The sequence below is a fragment of the Olivibacter sp. CPCC 100613 genome (genome assembly GCF_036959255.1).
GTDB lineage: Bacteria > Bacteroidota > Bacteroidia > Sphingobacteriales > Sphingobacteriaceae > Olivibacter.
In genome coordinates, this window is sequence record NZ_JAWMTI010000003.1 from 92176 (window position 1) to 110708 (window position 18533).

At 41.8% G+C, this 18533-nt stretch carries 12 protein-coding genes; 4 read left to right on the top strand and 8 right to left on the bottom strand.

Going from position 1 to position 18533, the window contains the following annotated elements; translation table 11 throughout:
- Positions 1 to 8: 8 nt before the first annotated feature.
- Complete coding sequence (locus RYH73_RS11360; protein WP_335313549.1) at positions 9 to 2546, bottom strand: tetratricopeptide repeat protein; 2538 nt, start codon at positions 2544 to 2546, stop codon at positions 9 to 11.
- Positions 2547 to 2948: 402 nt separating this feature from the next.
- The gene (locus tag RYH73_RS11365) at positions 2949 to 4340 is read right to left on the bottom strand and encodes an RtcB family protein (RefSeq protein WP_335313550.1); all 1392 of its coding nucleotides are present in this window, start codon (positions 4338 to 4340) and stop codon (positions 2949 to 2951) included.
- 454 nt (positions 4341 to 4794) lie between these two features.
- On the opposite strand from RYH73_RS11365, the gene RYH73_RS11370 reads away from it, so the two are divergent.
- The 3 genes from RYH73_RS11370 to RYH73_RS11380 all read left to right on the top strand — a co-directional run bounded on the left by RYH73_RS11370 (position 4795) and on the right by RYH73_RS11380 (position 9659).
- The gene (locus RYH73_RS11370) at positions 4795 to 7167 is read left to right on the top strand and encodes an ABC transporter permease (protein ID WP_335313551.1); all 2373 of its coding nucleotides are present in this window, start codon (positions 4795 to 4797) and stop codon (positions 7165 to 7167) included.
- Positions 7168 to 7404: 237 nt separating this feature from the next.
- The gene (locus RYH73_RS11375) at positions 7405 to 7989 is read left to right on the top strand and encodes a Crp/Fnr family transcriptional regulator (RefSeq protein WP_335313552.1); all 585 of its coding nucleotides are present in this window, start codon (positions 7405 to 7407) and stop codon (positions 7987 to 7989) included.
- 299 nt (positions 7990 to 8288) lie between these two features.
- Positions 8289 to 9659, top strand: a complete 1371-nt coding sequence (locus RYH73_RS11380) for an alginate export family protein (RefSeq protein WP_335313553.1) — start codon at positions 8289 to 8291, stop codon at positions 9657 to 9659.
- 155 nt (positions 9660 to 9814) lie between these two features.
- On the opposite strand, the gene RYH73_RS11385 is transcribed toward RYH73_RS11380, so the two are convergent.
- The 4 genes from RYH73_RS11385 to RYH73_RS11400 all read right to left on the bottom strand — a co-directional run bounded on the left by RYH73_RS11385 (position 9815) and on the right by RYH73_RS11400 (position 12516).
- On the bottom strand, positions 9815 to 10780 hold the full coding sequence (locus RYH73_RS11385; protein WP_335313554.1) for a zinc-dependent alcohol dehydrogenase family protein: 966 nt from the start codon (positions 10778 to 10780) through the stop codon (positions 9815 to 9817).
- 49 nt (positions 10781 to 10829) lie between these two features.
- Positions 10830 to 11135 (bottom strand): ArsR/SmtB family transcription factor, encoded by a 306-nt coding sequence (locus tag RYH73_RS11390; protein ID WP_335313555.1) that lies wholly within the window; start codon positions 11133 to 11135, stop codon positions 10830 to 10832.
- A gap of 175 nt (positions 11136 to 11310) precedes the next feature.
- Complete coding sequence (locus RYH73_RS11395; RefSeq protein ID WP_335313556.1) at positions 11311 to 11901, bottom strand: NAD(P)H-dependent oxidoreductase; 591 nt, start codon at positions 11899 to 11901, stop codon at positions 11311 to 11313.
- 72 nt (positions 11902 to 11973) lie between these two features.
- Positions 11974 to 12516 (bottom strand): Crp/Fnr family transcriptional regulator, encoded by a 543-nt coding sequence (locus tag RYH73_RS11400; protein ID WP_335313557.1) that lies wholly within the window; start codon positions 12514 to 12516, stop codon positions 11974 to 11976.
- A 328-nt stretch (positions 12517 to 12844) separates the two neighbouring features.
- Between RYH73_RS11400 and RYH73_RS11405 the strand changes: the two genes are divergently transcribed.
- Entirely contained in the window at positions 12845 to 15121 is a 2277-nt protein-coding gene (locus tag RYH73_RS11405; protein ID WP_335313558.1) for a glycosyltransferase family 4 protein, read from the top strand.
- A gap of 39 nt (positions 15122 to 15160) precedes the next feature.
- Here RYH73_RS11405 and RYH73_RS11410 read toward each other — a convergent pair whose 3' ends face one another.
- Both RYH73_RS11410 and RYH73_RS11415 read right to left on the bottom strand, forming a co-directional pair.
- Positions 15161 to 16654, bottom strand: a complete 1494-nt coding sequence (locus RYH73_RS11410) for a glycoside hydrolase family 130 protein (protein WP_335313559.1) — start codon at positions 16652 to 16654, stop codon at positions 15161 to 15163.
- A gap of 265 nt (positions 16655 to 16919) precedes the next feature.
- A complete protein-coding gene (locus RYH73_RS11415) occupies positions 16920 to 18527 on the bottom strand; it encodes an amidohydrolase (RefSeq protein ID WP_335313560.1) in 1608 nt (535 codons plus the stop codon).
- Positions 18528 to 18533 lie beyond the last annotated feature (6 nt).

The window sequence follows — 18533 nt, forward strand, 5'->3', positions numbered from 1 at the left end:
ATATCCTGTTACTTATTGTTTAATTTCTGTAAACGTTTTTTTGCCGAAGGGATGACGTCATCGTCTTCTTCATAGTTTTTAATCACACTTTCCAATGTCTTCTTCGCTTGGAGCTTATCGCCTTTGCCCGCATAGGCATCTGCAAGCAGAATAAAGCTCTTGGCCACCCAATAGTCATATGACGCCAGGTTGTTGATCACATCAAAGGCCGTTTCCTGGGCTTTGTCATATTCCTTGTCTTCATATTGCAATTGCCCCATCCGGTACCGCGCCTCTGCACCGACAGCCGTTTGGCTCTTCAGCGCCGCCTGATTCAGTTCATCCATGGCAGGCTCCACTTTCCCTTCCTGCAGCATGGCCCGTGCGCTGTATAAGTGTGCCTTGGCAATGTCCTCTTCAGACGACCGATCGTAATTCTTAATCAACTTCGCATACTTGGCCACCTGCTCGAAGTCGCCGATTTCGAAATAACAAATCATTAGGTTCGTTACCGCATAGCCATAGTTTTTTCTATATTCTGAAACAAGCTCCAGTTTTTTGAGATGCACGATGGCCTCGTTGTATTCCTTCAAGCTCAGGTATAAGGCAGCAACCGTTAGCAAGGTCTTCTCCGTATACGGGCTCGTCCAGTCGTTCAAGATAATGTTTAGGTCGTGCAGCGCTTCCTTCGGGTGCCCGGTATGGTACAAACTCACCCCGCGGATATAACGGGCATGTTTTTCCTGTATGGGTTTTGGGAATTTATCAAAATATGCATTAATCGCTTCCACAGCCGGTCCGTACTCTCCCCTGGTAAACAAGGAATTGGCCACCTGGAAAGCTAGGTTATCCTGCTCCGCAGTACTCAGATCACCGATATTGGCACCGGTTGCGTATTGAATATAACTCGAGGCATCCCCTTGATCCAGATAGATATTTTCAATGGAACGCAGCGCCTGCTTTGCCTCTTCGGTTGTGGGATATTTCTCTACCACCCGCTGAAAGGTGGCCTTCGCGGCTTCAGTTTCATCTTTATTGTACTGAACAAGCCCGATGGTCATCAATGCCCGGGGGACATAGCTGCTGCGGGGGTATTGTTCAATCATCTGTTGCAACCCTTCAATGGCGACATCGTAATCTTCGGTAATGAAATACGTGTATGGAACCTCAAAAGCCACGTCGTCTGCATAGTTCGAACCGGGGAATTGTTCAACAACGGACCTTAGGGTGCTGAGTTTGGCTTCATTGTCGCCCTGCAATCCCTGAATAATGCCGCGCTGGAACAACGCGTAGTCCTGATTAGGAGCTTTGCTGTTGATCAGCTGGTCGTAGTATTCGTTGGCTCGGTCGTAATTGCGCAGGGACAGATACGAATCACCCAAACGAGCAATTACGTCATGACGCATATTTTCCTCTAGCGAGCTTCCTTCGACAGCCAAAAAGCGTTCAAAATAATCGGCCGCTATGCTAAAGCTGTCGTTGCGAAACGCCGCATAAGCAAGGCCATAGTTTGCATAATTGTATACATTGGTGTTTCGGGCGGCGGGCAACCGAAGGAACCGGGAAAAGTTTTCTACCGCCTCTCTGTACTTACGCACTTCATACATCGCCTCCGCTTTCCAATACGTGGCCAACGCCGCCATTTCCGCATCGATTGGGAATTTTTCCGATCGCATGAACAGGGATATGCTGTTTTCGAAAGCACGCTCATTATAAAACTCCAACCCGCGGTAATACGTTACCTTTTGGTAGGTCATATCGGCTTCCCGCCCCCTGTCTTTGAACGATTCCAGCATCGCTACCCCTGCATGGAAATTGCTGGTGCCCGACAAGACCTCGGCTAATAGTGTTTCTGCACTCTCTGTTTTTTCAGTATCAGGTTCACTATCTGCATATTTCTGTGCAATATATTTCTGGAGTACCTCCTGAGAAAGCTGGACGGAGTCTAATTCATATAAGATCTTGGCATAGTTAAACTGCCCATCCGATTTCGATACCTGATCGAAATCCATTCCGGACGCTTTAGCAAAGGCATTCCGTGCACGTTGTTTATCGCCGGTGTCTACGGCAATTTGACCCAAAGCAATTAACGCACCCTGGTAAAAGGCATCCGGATCTGTAACCTTCTCAAAAATAGAAGTCGCTCTTTCGTATTCACCTGCCAGGTAGGCTATAGAACCGATCCGGAAATTATCGATATTATTGCGTGAAGCGTCCGGATGCCTTTCCAGCAATTTATTGTAGTAAGCTTGTTTGAATTTGTTCTTTGCTAAATACGTGGCGGCGGCAATACGGCGCAACTCAACCTCAAGCGCTTCCCGCTTGATATTCATGTCCGGGCTCCGCCGGATTTTTACGGCATCGGCCAGCATCGGTCGATAATCACGTACGACATCAATAGACCCCATAGGCGTAGATTGCCCTTCGTCTAGCTTTTCAATGGCTTGCTGCTTCTCTTCCTGCTGTTCTTTTTCCTCCTGCGCATACCCCATAACTAGCAAGGCTGAAAAGGCTGCGGTAAGCAGGTATTTCAGGTAGTTATAACCGATCCTTTCTTTTGATATCATTGTTTGTCTGTATTTCTGAGCTCTTCCAACATTCCTTCGAGGCGATAAAAAGCCAATCTACTTTTTCAATAAATGCACAAATTTACATATTTAAAATCTTTTCACAGAATTGCACAGGAACTAACAAAATGCAATTATGCCATCCACCATTTCCCAATCTTTGGCAATGTAAATAGCTATCGTACAATTACCTTCGTCAACATGTCGGAAACAAACTTAATCGGTTCTATTTTTGGGTTTTGTTAAAAATTTTGGAAGGGCTTATTCGCCCTTCCTTTAAGACATCTTTTCGATAAATGATTTCATTCGCGTAACAGCAATTTTGTCCCGATATAAATACGAACGGGATTTCCCTTTTTTACCATCATCTTGATGAATGAGTTACACTTCAAAGCCCGCCGCCTATTTATCCATCCGTACAACCTTCGGAAAAAATGTTCCCAATACCTGAACCAGTTCACTTTGTAATTGCATTACCTTACGGATATCTTTGTATGCCATGGGTGCTTCGTCTACCGCTCCTCCGATAAGTTCGACGTCATGGCTTTTCAGTGTTGCCGAAAACTCACTCTTCGTTATCTGCGATTTACATTGAGCTCTTGATAGCAAACGCCCGGCTCCGTGTGAAGCAGATTGTAGGCTTCGTTCGTTCCCTAAACCTTCAACAATAAAACCGGGTGCGGTCATGGATCCCGGAATGATACCGAGAACACCTGCTCCTGCCGGTGTTGCGCCTTTTCGATGAACCACACACTCCCTACCATCGACGATTTCCTTCCATGCAAAATTGTGATGATTGGCAATTGTTACACGTGATCTGCTTCCTAAGAGTTTAGCCATACGTCGATGTATATCCTCGTGACAGGCCTGGGCATAATCACCGGCTAATTGCATGGCCAACCAGTACTCCTGCCCATCGTGTCGATTCAGATCTAACCAGGCAAGATGCTGTACTTGTTTTGGTAACGGACATTGCTTGGTTGCCAGATAGGTATAGTGCCGGGCAATAGCCGCACCTAAACCTCGTGACCCGCTATGTGATAAAAGTGCCAGGTATTCTCCCGGTTCTACGTGCCATTCGGGGTGAACCCGATCTAATTTGACAATACCAAATTCGACGAAGTGGTTACCTCCACCAGAAGTACCCAACTGCTTATAGGCTTTGTTGTGTAAGCTCTTTAGCAATGGAATTTCCCTGAACTCCGGGCGATCCAGCACTTCATGTTCGTGCTTTATCTTGTGTGTTTCTACCATACCGAACTTGGTATGCTCTGCTAACCAATTGCGTAACTGGTAGGTCCTCCCCTTCAGATACGTTGCGGGAATGTCAAATATAGACATGCTCATACGACAGCCAATATCCACCCCTACCCCATAGGGAATAACCGCATTATCTGTTGCCAACACGCCTCCAATGGGTAAACCATAACCTCCATGTGCATCCGGCATCAAAGCTCCTCGAACGGCGACAGGTAATTTCAAGGCATCATACAGTTGCCTTTTGGCCAATTCATCTATTTCGTTTTCGCCGAAAACCTGAAATGGAACACGATTTGCACGCAACGCCTGCATTTCTACTTTGATGGGATTTACCAACTGTTCTGCTACTTTGCCCCAAATAGGATGACCAATAAAATTACCGGGAGCAACCAGTATCTCTTTTGCTTCTTTCAAAATCCGTTCTTTTGTATCCTTTTTTTTGTATCGTTGTATTTGCCCTAGGGCAATATTGACACTATTATTCTTGGGAAAGCCCATATGAATCAGGTCTCTCCCGGAAAGTTTCTTTCCCATTATTTTTGTTATTAATACTAAAAATACCTGGCCATGCCAGATGTTTAACATAAATTGGGATTCGGGAATTTGTTGAAGGGTCCGGAATAAAACAAAAAAGCCCGAATCATCTTCGAGCTTTTTTCATATTTTGTAGATAAGTAATCTAAGAAGAAATAAAAGCGCGAAGAGGGCTATTAGCAAACCTGGTTGCCAATAACTGTGTTGAAAAATTAATCGTTACAAACATCTTCTTCGTCTTTAAAGGGTTAATCATTAAACCGGTGCAAAGATAAAACAAAAATATTGGGACTACCAAAAACTGTTCAAATGCGAACAAACCAATGTTCGAATACGTACACTTACAGAAACGAACCCATACACAACAACCTATTTATGAGACAATTATATTTATGGCGGAATTATTGGCGTCGGTTTACGGATACCAAACCGAGTTTGAAGTAGAACAAAAGCTATGCTAGGAAACCACCTGAAGATTGCCCTGCGGAACATGGTCAGGGACCGACAATTTACCTTATTAAACCTGATTGGACTTTCAACGGGTATGGCATGTGCCTTTTTGATATATCTGTGGGCCAATGACGAACTATCGAAAGACAAGTTCCATGAAAGAGATCACCAGCTCTTTCAGGTGATGAAAAATAATACCGACTCCCGAGGGATCGAAACGGATGAGGATACCCCTGGCCTTCTTGCAAGTACCCTTCTTAAAGAGATTCCTGAAGTAGAAAAATCTGTATCCGTTTTCCCTCCGGCGGATTTTACCTTTAACGGCATACTTTCATGGCAGGATACCCACATGAAGGCCAAGTCTAAATTTGCCGATAAAGATTTTTTCAATATTTTTTCCCATCCGCTGATTCAGGGGAATAAAGCCAGCGTGCTATTAGATAAAAATGCTATTGTCATTTCCGAAGCGCTTGCTCTCAGGTTATTTAAAACTCCAGAACAGGCAATTGGTAAAATAGTTAATTGGGAAGGTGAGAGATATAATGGAAAATTTCATGTCACCGGTGTTTTTAAAACGTTACCTACCAATGCTTCTATTCAGTTCGATATGCTGTTCAGCTACTCTTATTTAAATGATAAGTTTCCTAGTCTTACGGATTGGGGCAGCAGCAATGCCAGTACTTATATTATCCTAAAGAAAAATACGGATGTAGCTGAATTTAACCGTAAAATCAGCAACTTCGTAAAATCCAAGTTTAACGCATCTACACTTACTTTGTTTGTCAGACCGTATTCAGATAGGTATTTATATGGTGAATACGAAAACGGCGTATTAGTTGGAGGCAGAATCGAATATGTACGACTTTTCTCCATTATCGGCATTTTCATCCTTCTTATTGCCTGCATTAATTTTATAAATCTTACCACCGCACAGGCCTCGCGGAAATTAAAGGAAATAGGTGTTAAAAAAACCATCGGTGCCAGTAGGAAAGTACTTTTTTTACAATACATGGTAGAATCCATGCTGCTCACTTTCTGCTCTTTGATAGCAGCTATCGCACTAGTTGTACTTTTGCTTCCTCAATTCAATAGCATAATCGGAAAACAACTTGCATTTCATTTTAACGAACATTTGTTTTTTTGGATTCTTGGCATCACGCTCTTCACCGGAATTGTGGCCGGCTTCTATCCATCCATTTATTTATCGGGCTTAAAGCCTGTTATTATTTTTAAGGGTTGGACCGGCAAAAGTGCTGCCGGGGAAATCTGGGCGCGAAAAGGGTTGGTGATTTTTCAATTCATTGTATCGATTTTACTGATTTTGTCCGTAACGGTAGTATATCGGCAGATGAAATTTATACAATCTAAAAATCTAGGTTATGATCGTCACAACGTTATCACCTTTACTGCAGAGGGAAAAATAGCGGAAGCCCCTGAAACCTTTTTATCCGAGATAGGGAGCATACCTGGTGTCGTCAATGCCTCTTACATGGACGGAGACCTCGTTGGGCTGCATAGCGGCACGACCGGTGTTGATTGGGAAGGTAAAAAAACTGATAAAATCGTAGATTTTGAAGTGCTGGGGGGCGGTTATGATTTAATTGAAACCCTAGGTATTAAAATGAAAGACGGACGGTCATTTTCAAGAAAGTTCGGGCTGGACAGCTCCGGCATTATTTTCAATGAGGCTGCCATAGAAAATATGGGCATCTCGGATCCACTGGGAAAAACGGTCATGGTATGGGGTTCCAAAAGAACGATAATTGGCGTGGTAAAAAACTTCCATTTCGAATCACTCTATGAACCAATGAAACCGTTTTTCTTCTTGTTTAAACCGGCAGCAAATAACATATTGGTTAAAATAAAAATAGGACATACGCAAGAAACCCTTGCTGGGCTCGAAAAAATTTATCGGACATACAATCTAGGAATTCCCTTTGAATACCGCTTTCTGGATGAAAGTTATCAGGAGTTGTATGCAGCAGAGCAACGCGTCTCCGTACTATCGAAGTATTTTGCGATCCTTGCTATTATCATCTCTTGCCTAGGCTTGTTTGGTTTGGCTGCTTTTACCGCAGAAAGACGTATCAAGGAAATAGGAATCAGGAAAGTGCTCGGAGCTTCCGTCTCCGGCATCGTGACGATGCTTTCCCGGGATTTTATTAAACTGGTGCTTATAGGGATTCTTATTGCTTCTCCTGTTGCCTGGTACGTTTTAAATAACTGGCTTGGTAAATTTGCTTATCGGATTGAGATCGGTTGGTGGGTATTTTTACTGACAGGGGTAGTAGCTATCGTCATTGCTTTGATAACTGTTAGCTTTCAATCGATAAAAGCGGCATTGGTGAACCCTGTTAAGTCACTCCGGTCAGAATAGAAAAGTTATGGAAACCTAACCTGCTTGTCCGAATAATATTAGGCAAATAACGTAGATATTTGTCTACAAAATACAATGGAAGGTGAGGATTACACATTGGATCAGCACATTATAAGGATCAGAAATACAACGGTTTGAATCATAATTCTTGCGACAGATTTAGCAATAAATTTCAAATTATCGTATATTAGCACAACGCAAACATTCTTTAATATTTAAAATAGACGCAAGGGTTATATGTACAACGCTTACCTTAATTATCTGGAAAAATTCAGCTCTCAACCACTAAGTGAGGTAGATAAGGAATTGATAAGGCAGAATTTTACACCGGTCAGATTAGGGAAAAGGAAATACATTTTACAGGAGGGGGACATTTGCAAGAAATTTGCATTTATTGTAAAAGGTGCGATGCGAATGTATTTCGTTGATGATAAGGGCCTGGAACATATTGTGAGGCTTGGAATCAAGGATTGGTGGATGGGCGACCGCGAAAGTTTTATAAATCAAACGCCAAGCCGATTCCATATTGATGCCTTGGAACAATGCGACTTACTTTTTATGACTTTAGATAACGCGAAGGAGTTGGAGAAAAAGGTTCCTGCCTTTCGGCAAATGATGAACAAACTAGACGAACGTAACATCATGGCCAATGAAAGACGCCTCACGGCTGCAATAAGCTTCACTGCTGAAAAGCGTTATATAGATTTTGCTAATTGTTATCCCGAGCTTGTTAGTCGTTTTCCTCAGCACATCATTGCTTCGTATCTCGGTATCAATAAAGATACGCTAAGTCGCGTTAAACGCCGGCACAATTTAAAATAACCTGATTATTTCTTGTCTTAAGATGCAGAACATTTTCTTTATTTCTTAACCAGGCGATAACTTATGCCGTAACGATTGCCGGCAAGCCTTGTTTGAACCAGTCTATTTTCTAACCCTAAATTAGAAAAGTAGACTTTTGTCTACTTACTTTTCCTACAAACATCTTCGTTCCGTTGCATTCTGATTGCTGAGATTTGTATGGCATCTTATAGCGATGTTCATGCCGCACACAGATGCACGATGAAAGGAAACGACCTCAACTAACGGATCGGGAGATCAATCAATAATATGCACAACTGATGAAATTAAAAACTGTATTACTAATAGGTCTCTCCATATTGGTAAAATTTTCTTACGCCCAAAACTTCAAACTATTACGTTTTAATGAAGATTATTCAGCTTTAAAGGATAGTACCCGGACCTTTTACAATAGCTTGAAATACCTGCCGCTTTCGGAAAGTGGAAAAGCCTATGTTTCTTTCGGTGGCGAGCTGCGAGCCGAACTGGACCGGGCACAGCACGAAGACTGGGGTGCAAATAATGTCGGCAGCAATATTTTCTTGCTACAACGATACCAACTGCATGCCGATCTGCATTTAAGTGACAGGATCAGAATTTTCGGACAGTTACGAAGCGGTTTGGAGAACGGACGAAAGAACGGACCGCGGCCTATCGATGAAGATCAGCTGAACGTTCAGAACCTTTTCATCGATCTAATCCCTTATAAGGGAATGGATGATAAGATGACCATCCGATTAGGACGCCAGGAATTGCAGTATGGTAGCGGCCGACTGCTTGATGTTCGCGAGGGTCCCAATCTTCGTTTGTATTTCGATGGAGCCAAAGTGGCATATACTTCTCCAAGATGGAATGTTGATGCTTTTGTCATGGCAGCCGGTCGTGTAAAAACAGGTGTGTTTGATAATGCCACCATTAGTCGAAAATCGAACCTATGGGGTGTTTATAGTACACATACTGCGGCTAAAATGCTCAATATCGACCTTTATTATATGGGTATCCACCGGGATGAGGCCCGGTTTGATGATGGTGTTGCCACTGAATCCCGCCATACCATCGGTACTCGATTGTGGGCGAATGGAAATGAACTGCTCTACAACTTTGAGATCGGTTATCAGTTGGGCAAATTTGGCAAGGCAGATATCCGCGCCTGGGGCGGCTCGATGGATATCGCCTATCGTTTCACTAATCTGAACGGGGTTCCGACAATAAAGCTCCGCAGCGATTTTATTTCAGGCGACGGTACCAAGGACGACGGTAAACTGGGTACATTTAACGCTTTATATCCGAACGGCGGTTATTTCGGTATGAACCCACAGGCTGGTCCGGCAAACCTACTTTCTATTCATCCCAATCTGAGCTGGAACCCGGTCGAGCAGGTACTGCTTTCCTTTGAAACGGTCTTCTCGTGGCGGCAATCCCTGCATGACGGTATTTACCTCCCGGATGGTACACTCAGGTTAAGTTCCTCAAATTCAGACAGCCGATATATTGGCACGGCTTACATTTCTACGGTATCCTGGCAGATCAGCAAGTTTCTGAGCTACAATGCCGGCCTACAATATTTTAAGACCGGGGATTTTATTAACGACGTGATACCACAGCATAAAGATGGGGTTTTTATTAGTTCACTCCTAGGTTTTAAATTTTGATCAGCAATGTATGAAAATCTGCTGCCTGTGATTCATGATCCCTATAACAATCACCGGGGAAAGGCAGAACATAAGCGTCCTTAAATAGAACCATCATTTGCCCTCCCCTATTTTATAAATAAAAGGCTGTGAAACAAAATTTTCGACAATGACATTTACTCCATATCTATTCCAATTTTACCATAAAAATTTTCATCACCGGTTTTGGTCTCCAATAAACGATGAGCCTTACCTATCTCCGACAATGAAAAGACCTTGTTTAAAACCGGCTTCAGTTTTCCATTTTCGACCAATTGGGTTAATTCATCCAGTTTATTTCTATTCTGTCGGGTAAAGACAAAATGGTAGGTGGCATTTTTCCCCCAGGCGTCGATAAGATTCTGGGGTTTTTCAATATCAACCAATGTAACTACCTGCCCCATTTGACTGAGAATCTTCCCACTGTCAGCGAGCGTATTTCCTCCAATGGTATCAATAATTACGTCAACTCCTTTATTACCTGTCAATTGCTGAATAGCATGGATATAGTTTTCATTTTCATAATCAATTACATAGTCAGCCCCCAGTTCAATAAGAAATTTATGATGGACTTTTCGTGCGGTAGTAAAGACAGTTCCTCCCATAGCTTTTGCAATTTGAATAGTTGGTATTCCTACACCACCGGCACCCCCATGAATCAAAATAGACTGGTTGATTTTTAGTTGCGCTCTTGTAACCAGCATCTCCCAAGCTGTGCCCGCGGCTAAAGGAAGTGTTGCAGCTTCGAGATGGCTAATGTTTTTTGGTTTTCGTCCGATGATAGACTCGTGAGCACAGTGATACTGCGCGTAACTTCCCTGTCCCTTAAAAATTTCGGGGGTATAATAGACTTCATCACCGATTTTAGAATTTTCTACTCCTGCACCGAGTTCCACTATTTCACCGGAGATATCATGGCCTGTGATGACAGGTAAGTCCAATTCATTTTTATAATCACCGCGACGTACTTGGTAATCTAAAGGATTTACCGAAGTTGCAAATACCTTGACTAACACTTCCCTGAACCCAGGTTTCGGCACCGGTATTTCTACAATTTCAAAATTTTCAACCGGCCCGAACTCCTTTAATATTGCTGCTTTCATATTACATTTAGTTAATTAGGTAAATACCTAAATTCTATATTAAAAATTTTTAGAGTGTATCTTTTATATGCATCGCTAAATCCTGGATTAATTGCTCATTCCTTTTATAATATGTCCATTGGCCGTTTCTTGTAGCAATCAAAACATTAGCGGCCGACATGGTTTTTAAATATTCAGAAACTGTAGGCACCGACATTCCTGCTTTTTTAGCGATATCGGATACACATACGCCCAATTCGGGTGTTTTTTCACTAAGCTCCTCTTCAGGAAAATGTGCATAAGGATCTTTCAACCATTTAAGAATGTTTAAACGTGTCTCGTTCGATAGAGACTTGATGACTTCCAATAATTCCATTTTACAAATTTAGGAAATTTCCTAAATACCTACAAACGTTAAATGCCTAGTTTTTTAGGATCTACTAACTGCAGCCTTCGACTTCAGTTTTGATGAAAATGTGTTATATCCGTCACTTGAGGCTTCTATTTAGTGATGGCCGAAAAATAATGAAAAATAAAGCATGAGATTTTAATTAATTGAATTTTGAAAACCTATTTTCAAGATTGGCAAGCCATTTTATCCGCTTTTCGCGGCTCACGCTTTTTACCGATGTAAAACTTATCCAACGCGAGTTTTTATATCCCATTGTTTTAAACATACTTCTTATCATTACTTTACGGATTAAATTCCCCAGGAGCAGAGCATACATTATTTTGGGTTTATTCATCGTGCTGATGACGGTGATGCTCTTTAAATTTTTCAAAAGCGGAATTAATCCAAAGCCTCTTGGATGATGGTCATATGCAACTCCCGGAGACAATACCCTGTCAATAAATCCCTTGGTGGTAGCAGGCATGATGTCCCACCAAATGGGAAATATAAAAATCAGGTGATCGGCCTTTTTCAGCCTTTCCTGATAATCGATTACCTGTGGATCAACCGCCTGGTGTTTTACAAATGCTTGAAGGTCATCCTTTGACATTGCAGGATTGAATCTGTCACTGTCAAGATGCATCAGGTCAACTTCATGACCCGTCTTTTGAAGACCTCTGGTTACGGCGTCTAAAATGGCGTTGCAGTAACTTCCTTCATATGGGTGATTGAATACAATTGTCGTTCTCATTTTATCTTGTTTAGTTCACTGCAAAATTGAGAATGCAATTGGCCTTGAGACGATAACAATTGTTAATAAAGTTTATCTCCTGTTTCGGATCCGACTCAGGGAAACGGATGTGACACCCAGATAAGAAGCTATATAATGCTGCGGAACGCGCTGAACAATATGTGGATATTGTTCAATCAGTTCTTTGTAGCGTTTCTGCGGATTATTTTTGAGATAAGAATAAAGCAATTTCTGGGCTTGGAACAGCCTTCTGAACAAATGTTCTTCGAAATCCTTCTTTAATTCCGGGGACTTCTCTAGTACATTTTGAAAATCCTTTCGGGAAAGGGTTTGCAAAATACAGGTTTCTATGCTTTCAATACTGTACAGACTTGGTTGCTTTGTCCTGAAACTTTCGATGGAGGAAATACTATCGCCTTCAAAGAAAAACTGGGTGGTTATTTCTTTACCGTCATTATTTATCCAGGTTCGTAAACAACCCTTTTCGATGAAAAACATTGTTTTAGAGATTTGCCCTTCCTGTAAAAGAATAGTTTTGGCAGGAACTTCCCGTCTTACAAAATAAGGACGAAATTGTTTCCATTCCTTCGATTTTTCAGTTGTTTGTTTATCCATTGCACTGCATTGAAAACAACAAATTAAGCAAATATTATATGAAAGACTGTCTTAGCATACCTGTTTTCTGTTTTTATGAGAGATGCTCAATTAACAGATTAACTCACATCTCTAAAAAGGGTTATGCTTTATCTGTCAATAACATTCTTTAATAATTCCTACCGGTTCCGGGAAGTTCATAGGTCCCAAGATTCTAATATAACTTTAAACTACATGGCATAGTGGGTGCCTATCAGAATAGTAAAGTAACATCAAATTGACCGGAAGCAAACAAATAAGGATTTTTTGACTTATCTACTATAACAAGAGTAACTGGTCAATCAACGACATGAAAATCGCATTTGTAGGCACTTACGCACCGAGAAGGTGTGGCATTGGATCATTCTCGCAAAATTTATTCGAAAGCATTCGTAATTTAGCGTCTTCTGAAGCATCTGAAAACTTGGTAATAGCCATTAATGACCCGGATAATGTCTATACCTATCCGCAGGAAGTGAAATTCGTCATTGAACAGGAAAATCATGACAGTTATCTGAAGGCTGCTGATTTTATCAACAATAATGGTGTTGATGTTTGCATTGTACAACATGAGTTCGGCATTTTTGGCGGACAAAATGGTGTATTTATTTTAAGCCTTCTCCACAACCTTTCCATACCTGTGATAACTACATTTCATACGGTTTTAAAGAAGCCATCTTATAATGAGTCAATGATTTTGAAGGAGATCGTGAGAACGGCACAAAAAGTAGTTGTCATGGCTAATAAAGCGGTAAGCATGCTTCAGGACGTATACGATGTGCCTTTAGAAAAAATACATATGATACCCCATGGTGTGCCCGGTATCAGATACGATAAAACCGAAGTGAGACAGCAACTGGGACTTGAAGATAAATCTGTGTTGCTAACATTTGGATTTATCGGTCGAAACAAAGGAATCGAAACCGCTATAAGTGCATTATCAGCGGTAGTTAAAAAATATCCAAACACAGTCTATATCATACTGGGTAAAACACACCCTAACGTTGTAAAACATGCAGGTGAAGAATATAGATTGTTTTTGCACCGGCTTGTTAAAAAGCTTAATCTGGAAGATCATGTTATATTCTTAAACCAGTATGCTTCGCAGGATGACTTATTTAAATATCTCGGTGCCTCGGATATTTATCTAACTCCCTATCTACATGAAGCGCAGATAACCAGTGGAACCTTATCTTATGCGGTTGGCGTCGGTTCTGCTGTCATATCCACACCTTATTGGCATGCTGTTGAACTGCTGGCTGGGGGACGAGGTAGATTATTCAACTTTAATGATAACGACGAATTATCAAATTTATTGATTGACCTACTTGCTCACCCTGAAAAATTGGAGGCAATGCGACATCACGCAACGGAATACGGGAAAGGTATCACCTGGGCCAAAACCGGCAATGAATATTACAAATTGGCTAATTATTTGGTAGATAATACGCCAAAATTGATTATTAAGAAGGATCCTGCATTGGATTTAAATATATTACCGCCTCTGCGTTTCGATCACATCGAACGATTAACAGACAGTACGGGAATTTTTCAACATGCCACTTATGGCATTCCCAATTACAACGAAGGATACTGCCTGGACGACAATGCGCGGGCATTGCTTATGATGTTAATGGCCTATAAACGCACTAAAAGCGAAAAAACGATAAGATGCATTGCAATTTACCTCGGCTATATTAATTATGCACAGAATTCAGACGGTAGTTTCCGCAACTTTATGGGGTTTAATCGCATTTTTTTGGATGAAGTAAGCTCGGAAGATGCTTTCGGACGAGCTATATGGGCCTTGGGATATGCTATAGCTCATTCACCGATCGATGCTTATTATCAAATAGCACGTCAACTTTTTTTTAATGCGATGCCTCAATTTGAAAAATTACAATCGATTCGAAGTATCGCCAATACTATAATAGGTCTTTATTATTATCTTCAGGATAATCCTACTGATGAGGGAATGATTGAGTTGATACGGAAATTAGCGATTCGTTTGCACGACGCGTATCAAATTCATCGCGAAGAGGGTTGGCATTGGTACGAATCCCTATTAGCATACGATAACGGGTTACTTCCGCTAGCGATGTTCTATGCTGTCGAAATAACGGCCGATAAAAGATTTGAGGAAACAGCTTTTGAAAGCATGGCTTTTTTAGAATCACATACGTTAACGAAGGGTCACTTGAGCTTAATCGGTAACCAAAATTGGTATAGGCAAACCGATAAACCGTCAACTTTTTCTCAACAGCCTATCGATGCAATGGCGATGGTACTGTTATACCTTCAAGCTTATAATTATTGCGGCGAAACTCGCTACCTTAATTTGCTGTATACCTCTTTTATGTGGTTTTTGGGTGAGAACGATCTCCGTATCAGTCTTTATGATTTCGAAACTCATGGCTGTTGTGACGGTTTGCAACCTGACGGTGTAAACCGAAACCAAGGAGCGGAAAGTACGATTGCCTATATCATTTCCTATCTCGCAGTTCAATACACATTTGAAAAGCCATATGGAAAATTTATCGAAAATGGAGATCGTACGAATGACATACGTAAAGCGGTTATTTCTTGATAACACCTCGGTTTGCAAGTACTGCAATTGAATTATAACTTATTTCTCGACTCGGTTGGTCTGCTGGATTGTCATTAAAAGTTGCCGCAGATTGATCGTTGCATAGGTTGAAGCATAGTCGGACATGGCGTAGGGAATAACGAGTTCACCTTCGTGAATGTAGGCGCCGCAGGAATAAACGACATTCGGCACATAACCTTCACGTTCTCGAGCATTTGGAATAAGTATCGGTTCCGGTAAACGTCCAATTTCCTTCTCAGGATTATTAATATCCAACAAAGATATGCTCAGCACATACTCGCGCATGGGACCAACTCCATGGGTAAGCACGAGCCATCCCGCCTCTGTTTCTAAAGGTGAACCGCAGTTTCCGATTTGCACCAACTCCCAGGGGTATTCTGGCTTTTGTAATAATGTTGCTTCACGCCAAACATTGATATTATCGGAATAGGCGATATAATTGTTGACACCATCGATTCTGCAAAGCATAACGTAACGACCGTTGATCTGTCGAGGGAATAAAGCCATACCCTTGTTTTGAGCTATATAACCGTGTATAGGCATCACAGTGAAATGTAAGAAATCATGGGTCATTAGCAGTTTCGGCAATATGGCAGTCCCATCATAAGCGGTATAAGTGGCATAATAAGTTATCTCCCCATTTTCGGCTACGAAACGCACAAACCGCGCATCTTCAATGCCGTTTCTTTCGGTATCTGCTATGGGGAAGATAACACGTTCACTAAGTGAGGTATCGGAGGCAAACGTCATCTCATAATTAGAAGAAGCAAGCCATTTTACCTCCTGTAAGAACAAGATGTTTTCCTGTTTATTCTGCAATTCGGCCTGTACCTTTTGCAACGAGGTCTTCAATTCTTCATAGGTAAAAGTATCGGAAAGCGCACCGTTTATAGCCTGGTAAGCAGTAACATCATGATGCCCACTTTCATCGCACATCTCTCTCAACTTTCGTAGAAACGATTTTTTATGGTATATGTAATTCTTCACATGAGCCGGCACTTCTAACATCTTACCTGGTTGATAAATCGTAATATCATGATTGAGATCCAACACCCCCTCTCTGAAAACAATGGATGAAATATGTCCCTCTCCTGTTGCGCGGAAGCTGATTATAATTCTTTTTTGTCCGGAAAGAAGCCGAGTCTGGTCTGGATGTTCCACTATAGACGGGTTAAAAAAAGCGGCCGCCTCAATGGAATACTCCATGGTAAAATAGGCACCTATGAGTAATTGCAGATGGGTACGTAAGCTTTTTGGATCAACTTTCACCTCTTCTATCAGTGGTATTAGACGATTGAAATGACTAGTAAGCACCTTTCTAATATTCCGATGCCTTCTGGTATATTTGTGAATTAATCGATTAAATTGCTCTTCTTGCTGCTCATAACTAAGATCGAGAATCGACAAGATGAGACGTTTCGCTCGTTCGTTACCTGCAAATAGAAATTTTGCGATAACCCGACGGGAATCAGGTTGAAAGATTTTCTCTTTTCTAGTTATTTTTAGCAACATTTATTTCTAATATTAACATCAAGGTATTTCTGCTAGTAGTAAATGTAAACCAATTAATCGACAATAGCTAATTATCGATTTGATGATAACGGATCACCCCCAGTATGCTCAACAGATTAAAATATACTTTCAGGACTGACCAATTCTGAAAATTTATCTTATTTCCTTAAATGTCAAAAACAGCCTTTAACGGACTACAAATCCAATGACTGCTTTGGTGTAAGGAGACTGCCTTTATCACAGGTCAGCCTCCTTATTAACTACTTTATCTTACTGTAGGGTAACTAATTCCTAATTGTTCAAGATAAGTGCCGTATTTGCCGGGATCATAATAATATTTCTTCATGAGCGGACGGAATTCCTCCATTATTTTCTTATTCAGATAGGTGGCAGGCTTATCTTTTTCTGAAACTAAAGGGGTGTATTTTACTTCTTTCGTCTGCACCTCATTGAAATACGTCCAGGCATCTTTGATAATTTGTGGGTCTACTAGCATGTCTAGTAGCGTAAGGGCTTCCACTTTTGCCCCGGCGATAACACCTTTATGTGCAATAGGCGTTGCCATGGCAATGGCGTTAGCCCAATGATGGCCCGGTAAACCGGGAATATTGGAGGGGTAACGCAACACCACGGTTGGCACATTCCAAGCAATGTCTGCAATGTCATCAGAACCCCCACCCATGAGGGATGGATTGGCATTGGGAATACCGAGTTTACTTAATTCTACGTTCATTCCTTCTTCTTTAACTCCGAGTTCTTTTTGTATCGCTTTGGCGAGTTGTTGATCCTGAGCGCTCCATGTGGGTAGACCCACCGCCTGAATGTTCTTGTACATGGTTTCGGCGATTGTTTGATTGAAATGTCCGGGCCAAGCGCTTCCCAACACTTCGTAGGTCATCTTGGTATTGGTCATTTTCGCGGCGCCCTCACCGATCCGAATGCCATCTTCGTACATTTGCATGATCTTTGGATAGGTCTTTTCTCTAAAATAATACCACACCGATGCTTTAGAAGGGACTACATTTGGTTGGTCGCCGCCATCGGTTACTACATAGTGAGAACGCTGTGTGGGCTCCATGTGTTCACGGTGGTAATTCCAACCTACGTTCATAAGTTCTACGGCGTCTAAAGCACTTTTTCCACGCCAAGGAGCACCGCCGGAATGAGCGGCTTCGCCTTCGAAATTGAACTTAACGGAAATCATGCCGTTCCCGCCACTGTCGCCATAGGATACCCCCAAGTTGTTTGCTACATGTGTGAAGATACAAGCGTCAATATCTTTGAAATAACCATCACGTACGTAGTAGGCTTTTGTGCCCAATTGCTCTTCTGCAACCCCTGGCCATAAGACCAAGGTACCGCTGATGTGTTCGCGTTCCATTATTTTTTTAAGGGCTAATGCAGCGGTAATATTCAAAGGAACGCCCGAGTTATGACCTTCGCCATGTCCGGGTGCCCCCTCCACTAAGGGATCGTGATAGGCTACTCCGGGCTTTTGGGAGGCTTTAGGTATGCAATCAATGTCACTGCCAATAGCAATAACGGGCTTGCCATTTCCCCATCTTGCCAGCCAGGCGGTTGGAATACCGGAAATACCCTGCTCGATGGAAAAACCGTTTTCCTTTAGAATCCCGGTTAGATAGCGGGATGTTTCTTCTTCCTGAAAACCCAATTCGCCGAAACTAAAGACCATATCTACCATTTCCTGGCTCCTTTTCTGCTCTTTATCAATTTCCAGGATAAGCTCCTTTTTTAAAGTAGCCAATTTCTTGGCATTGATCTTTTGTGCGAAAAGTGGATTTATACATCCAACCTGTATCATAAAGAATACGACCTGAATGAATACCCGTTTGCTAATTTGTTGTTTCTTCATGTTGAG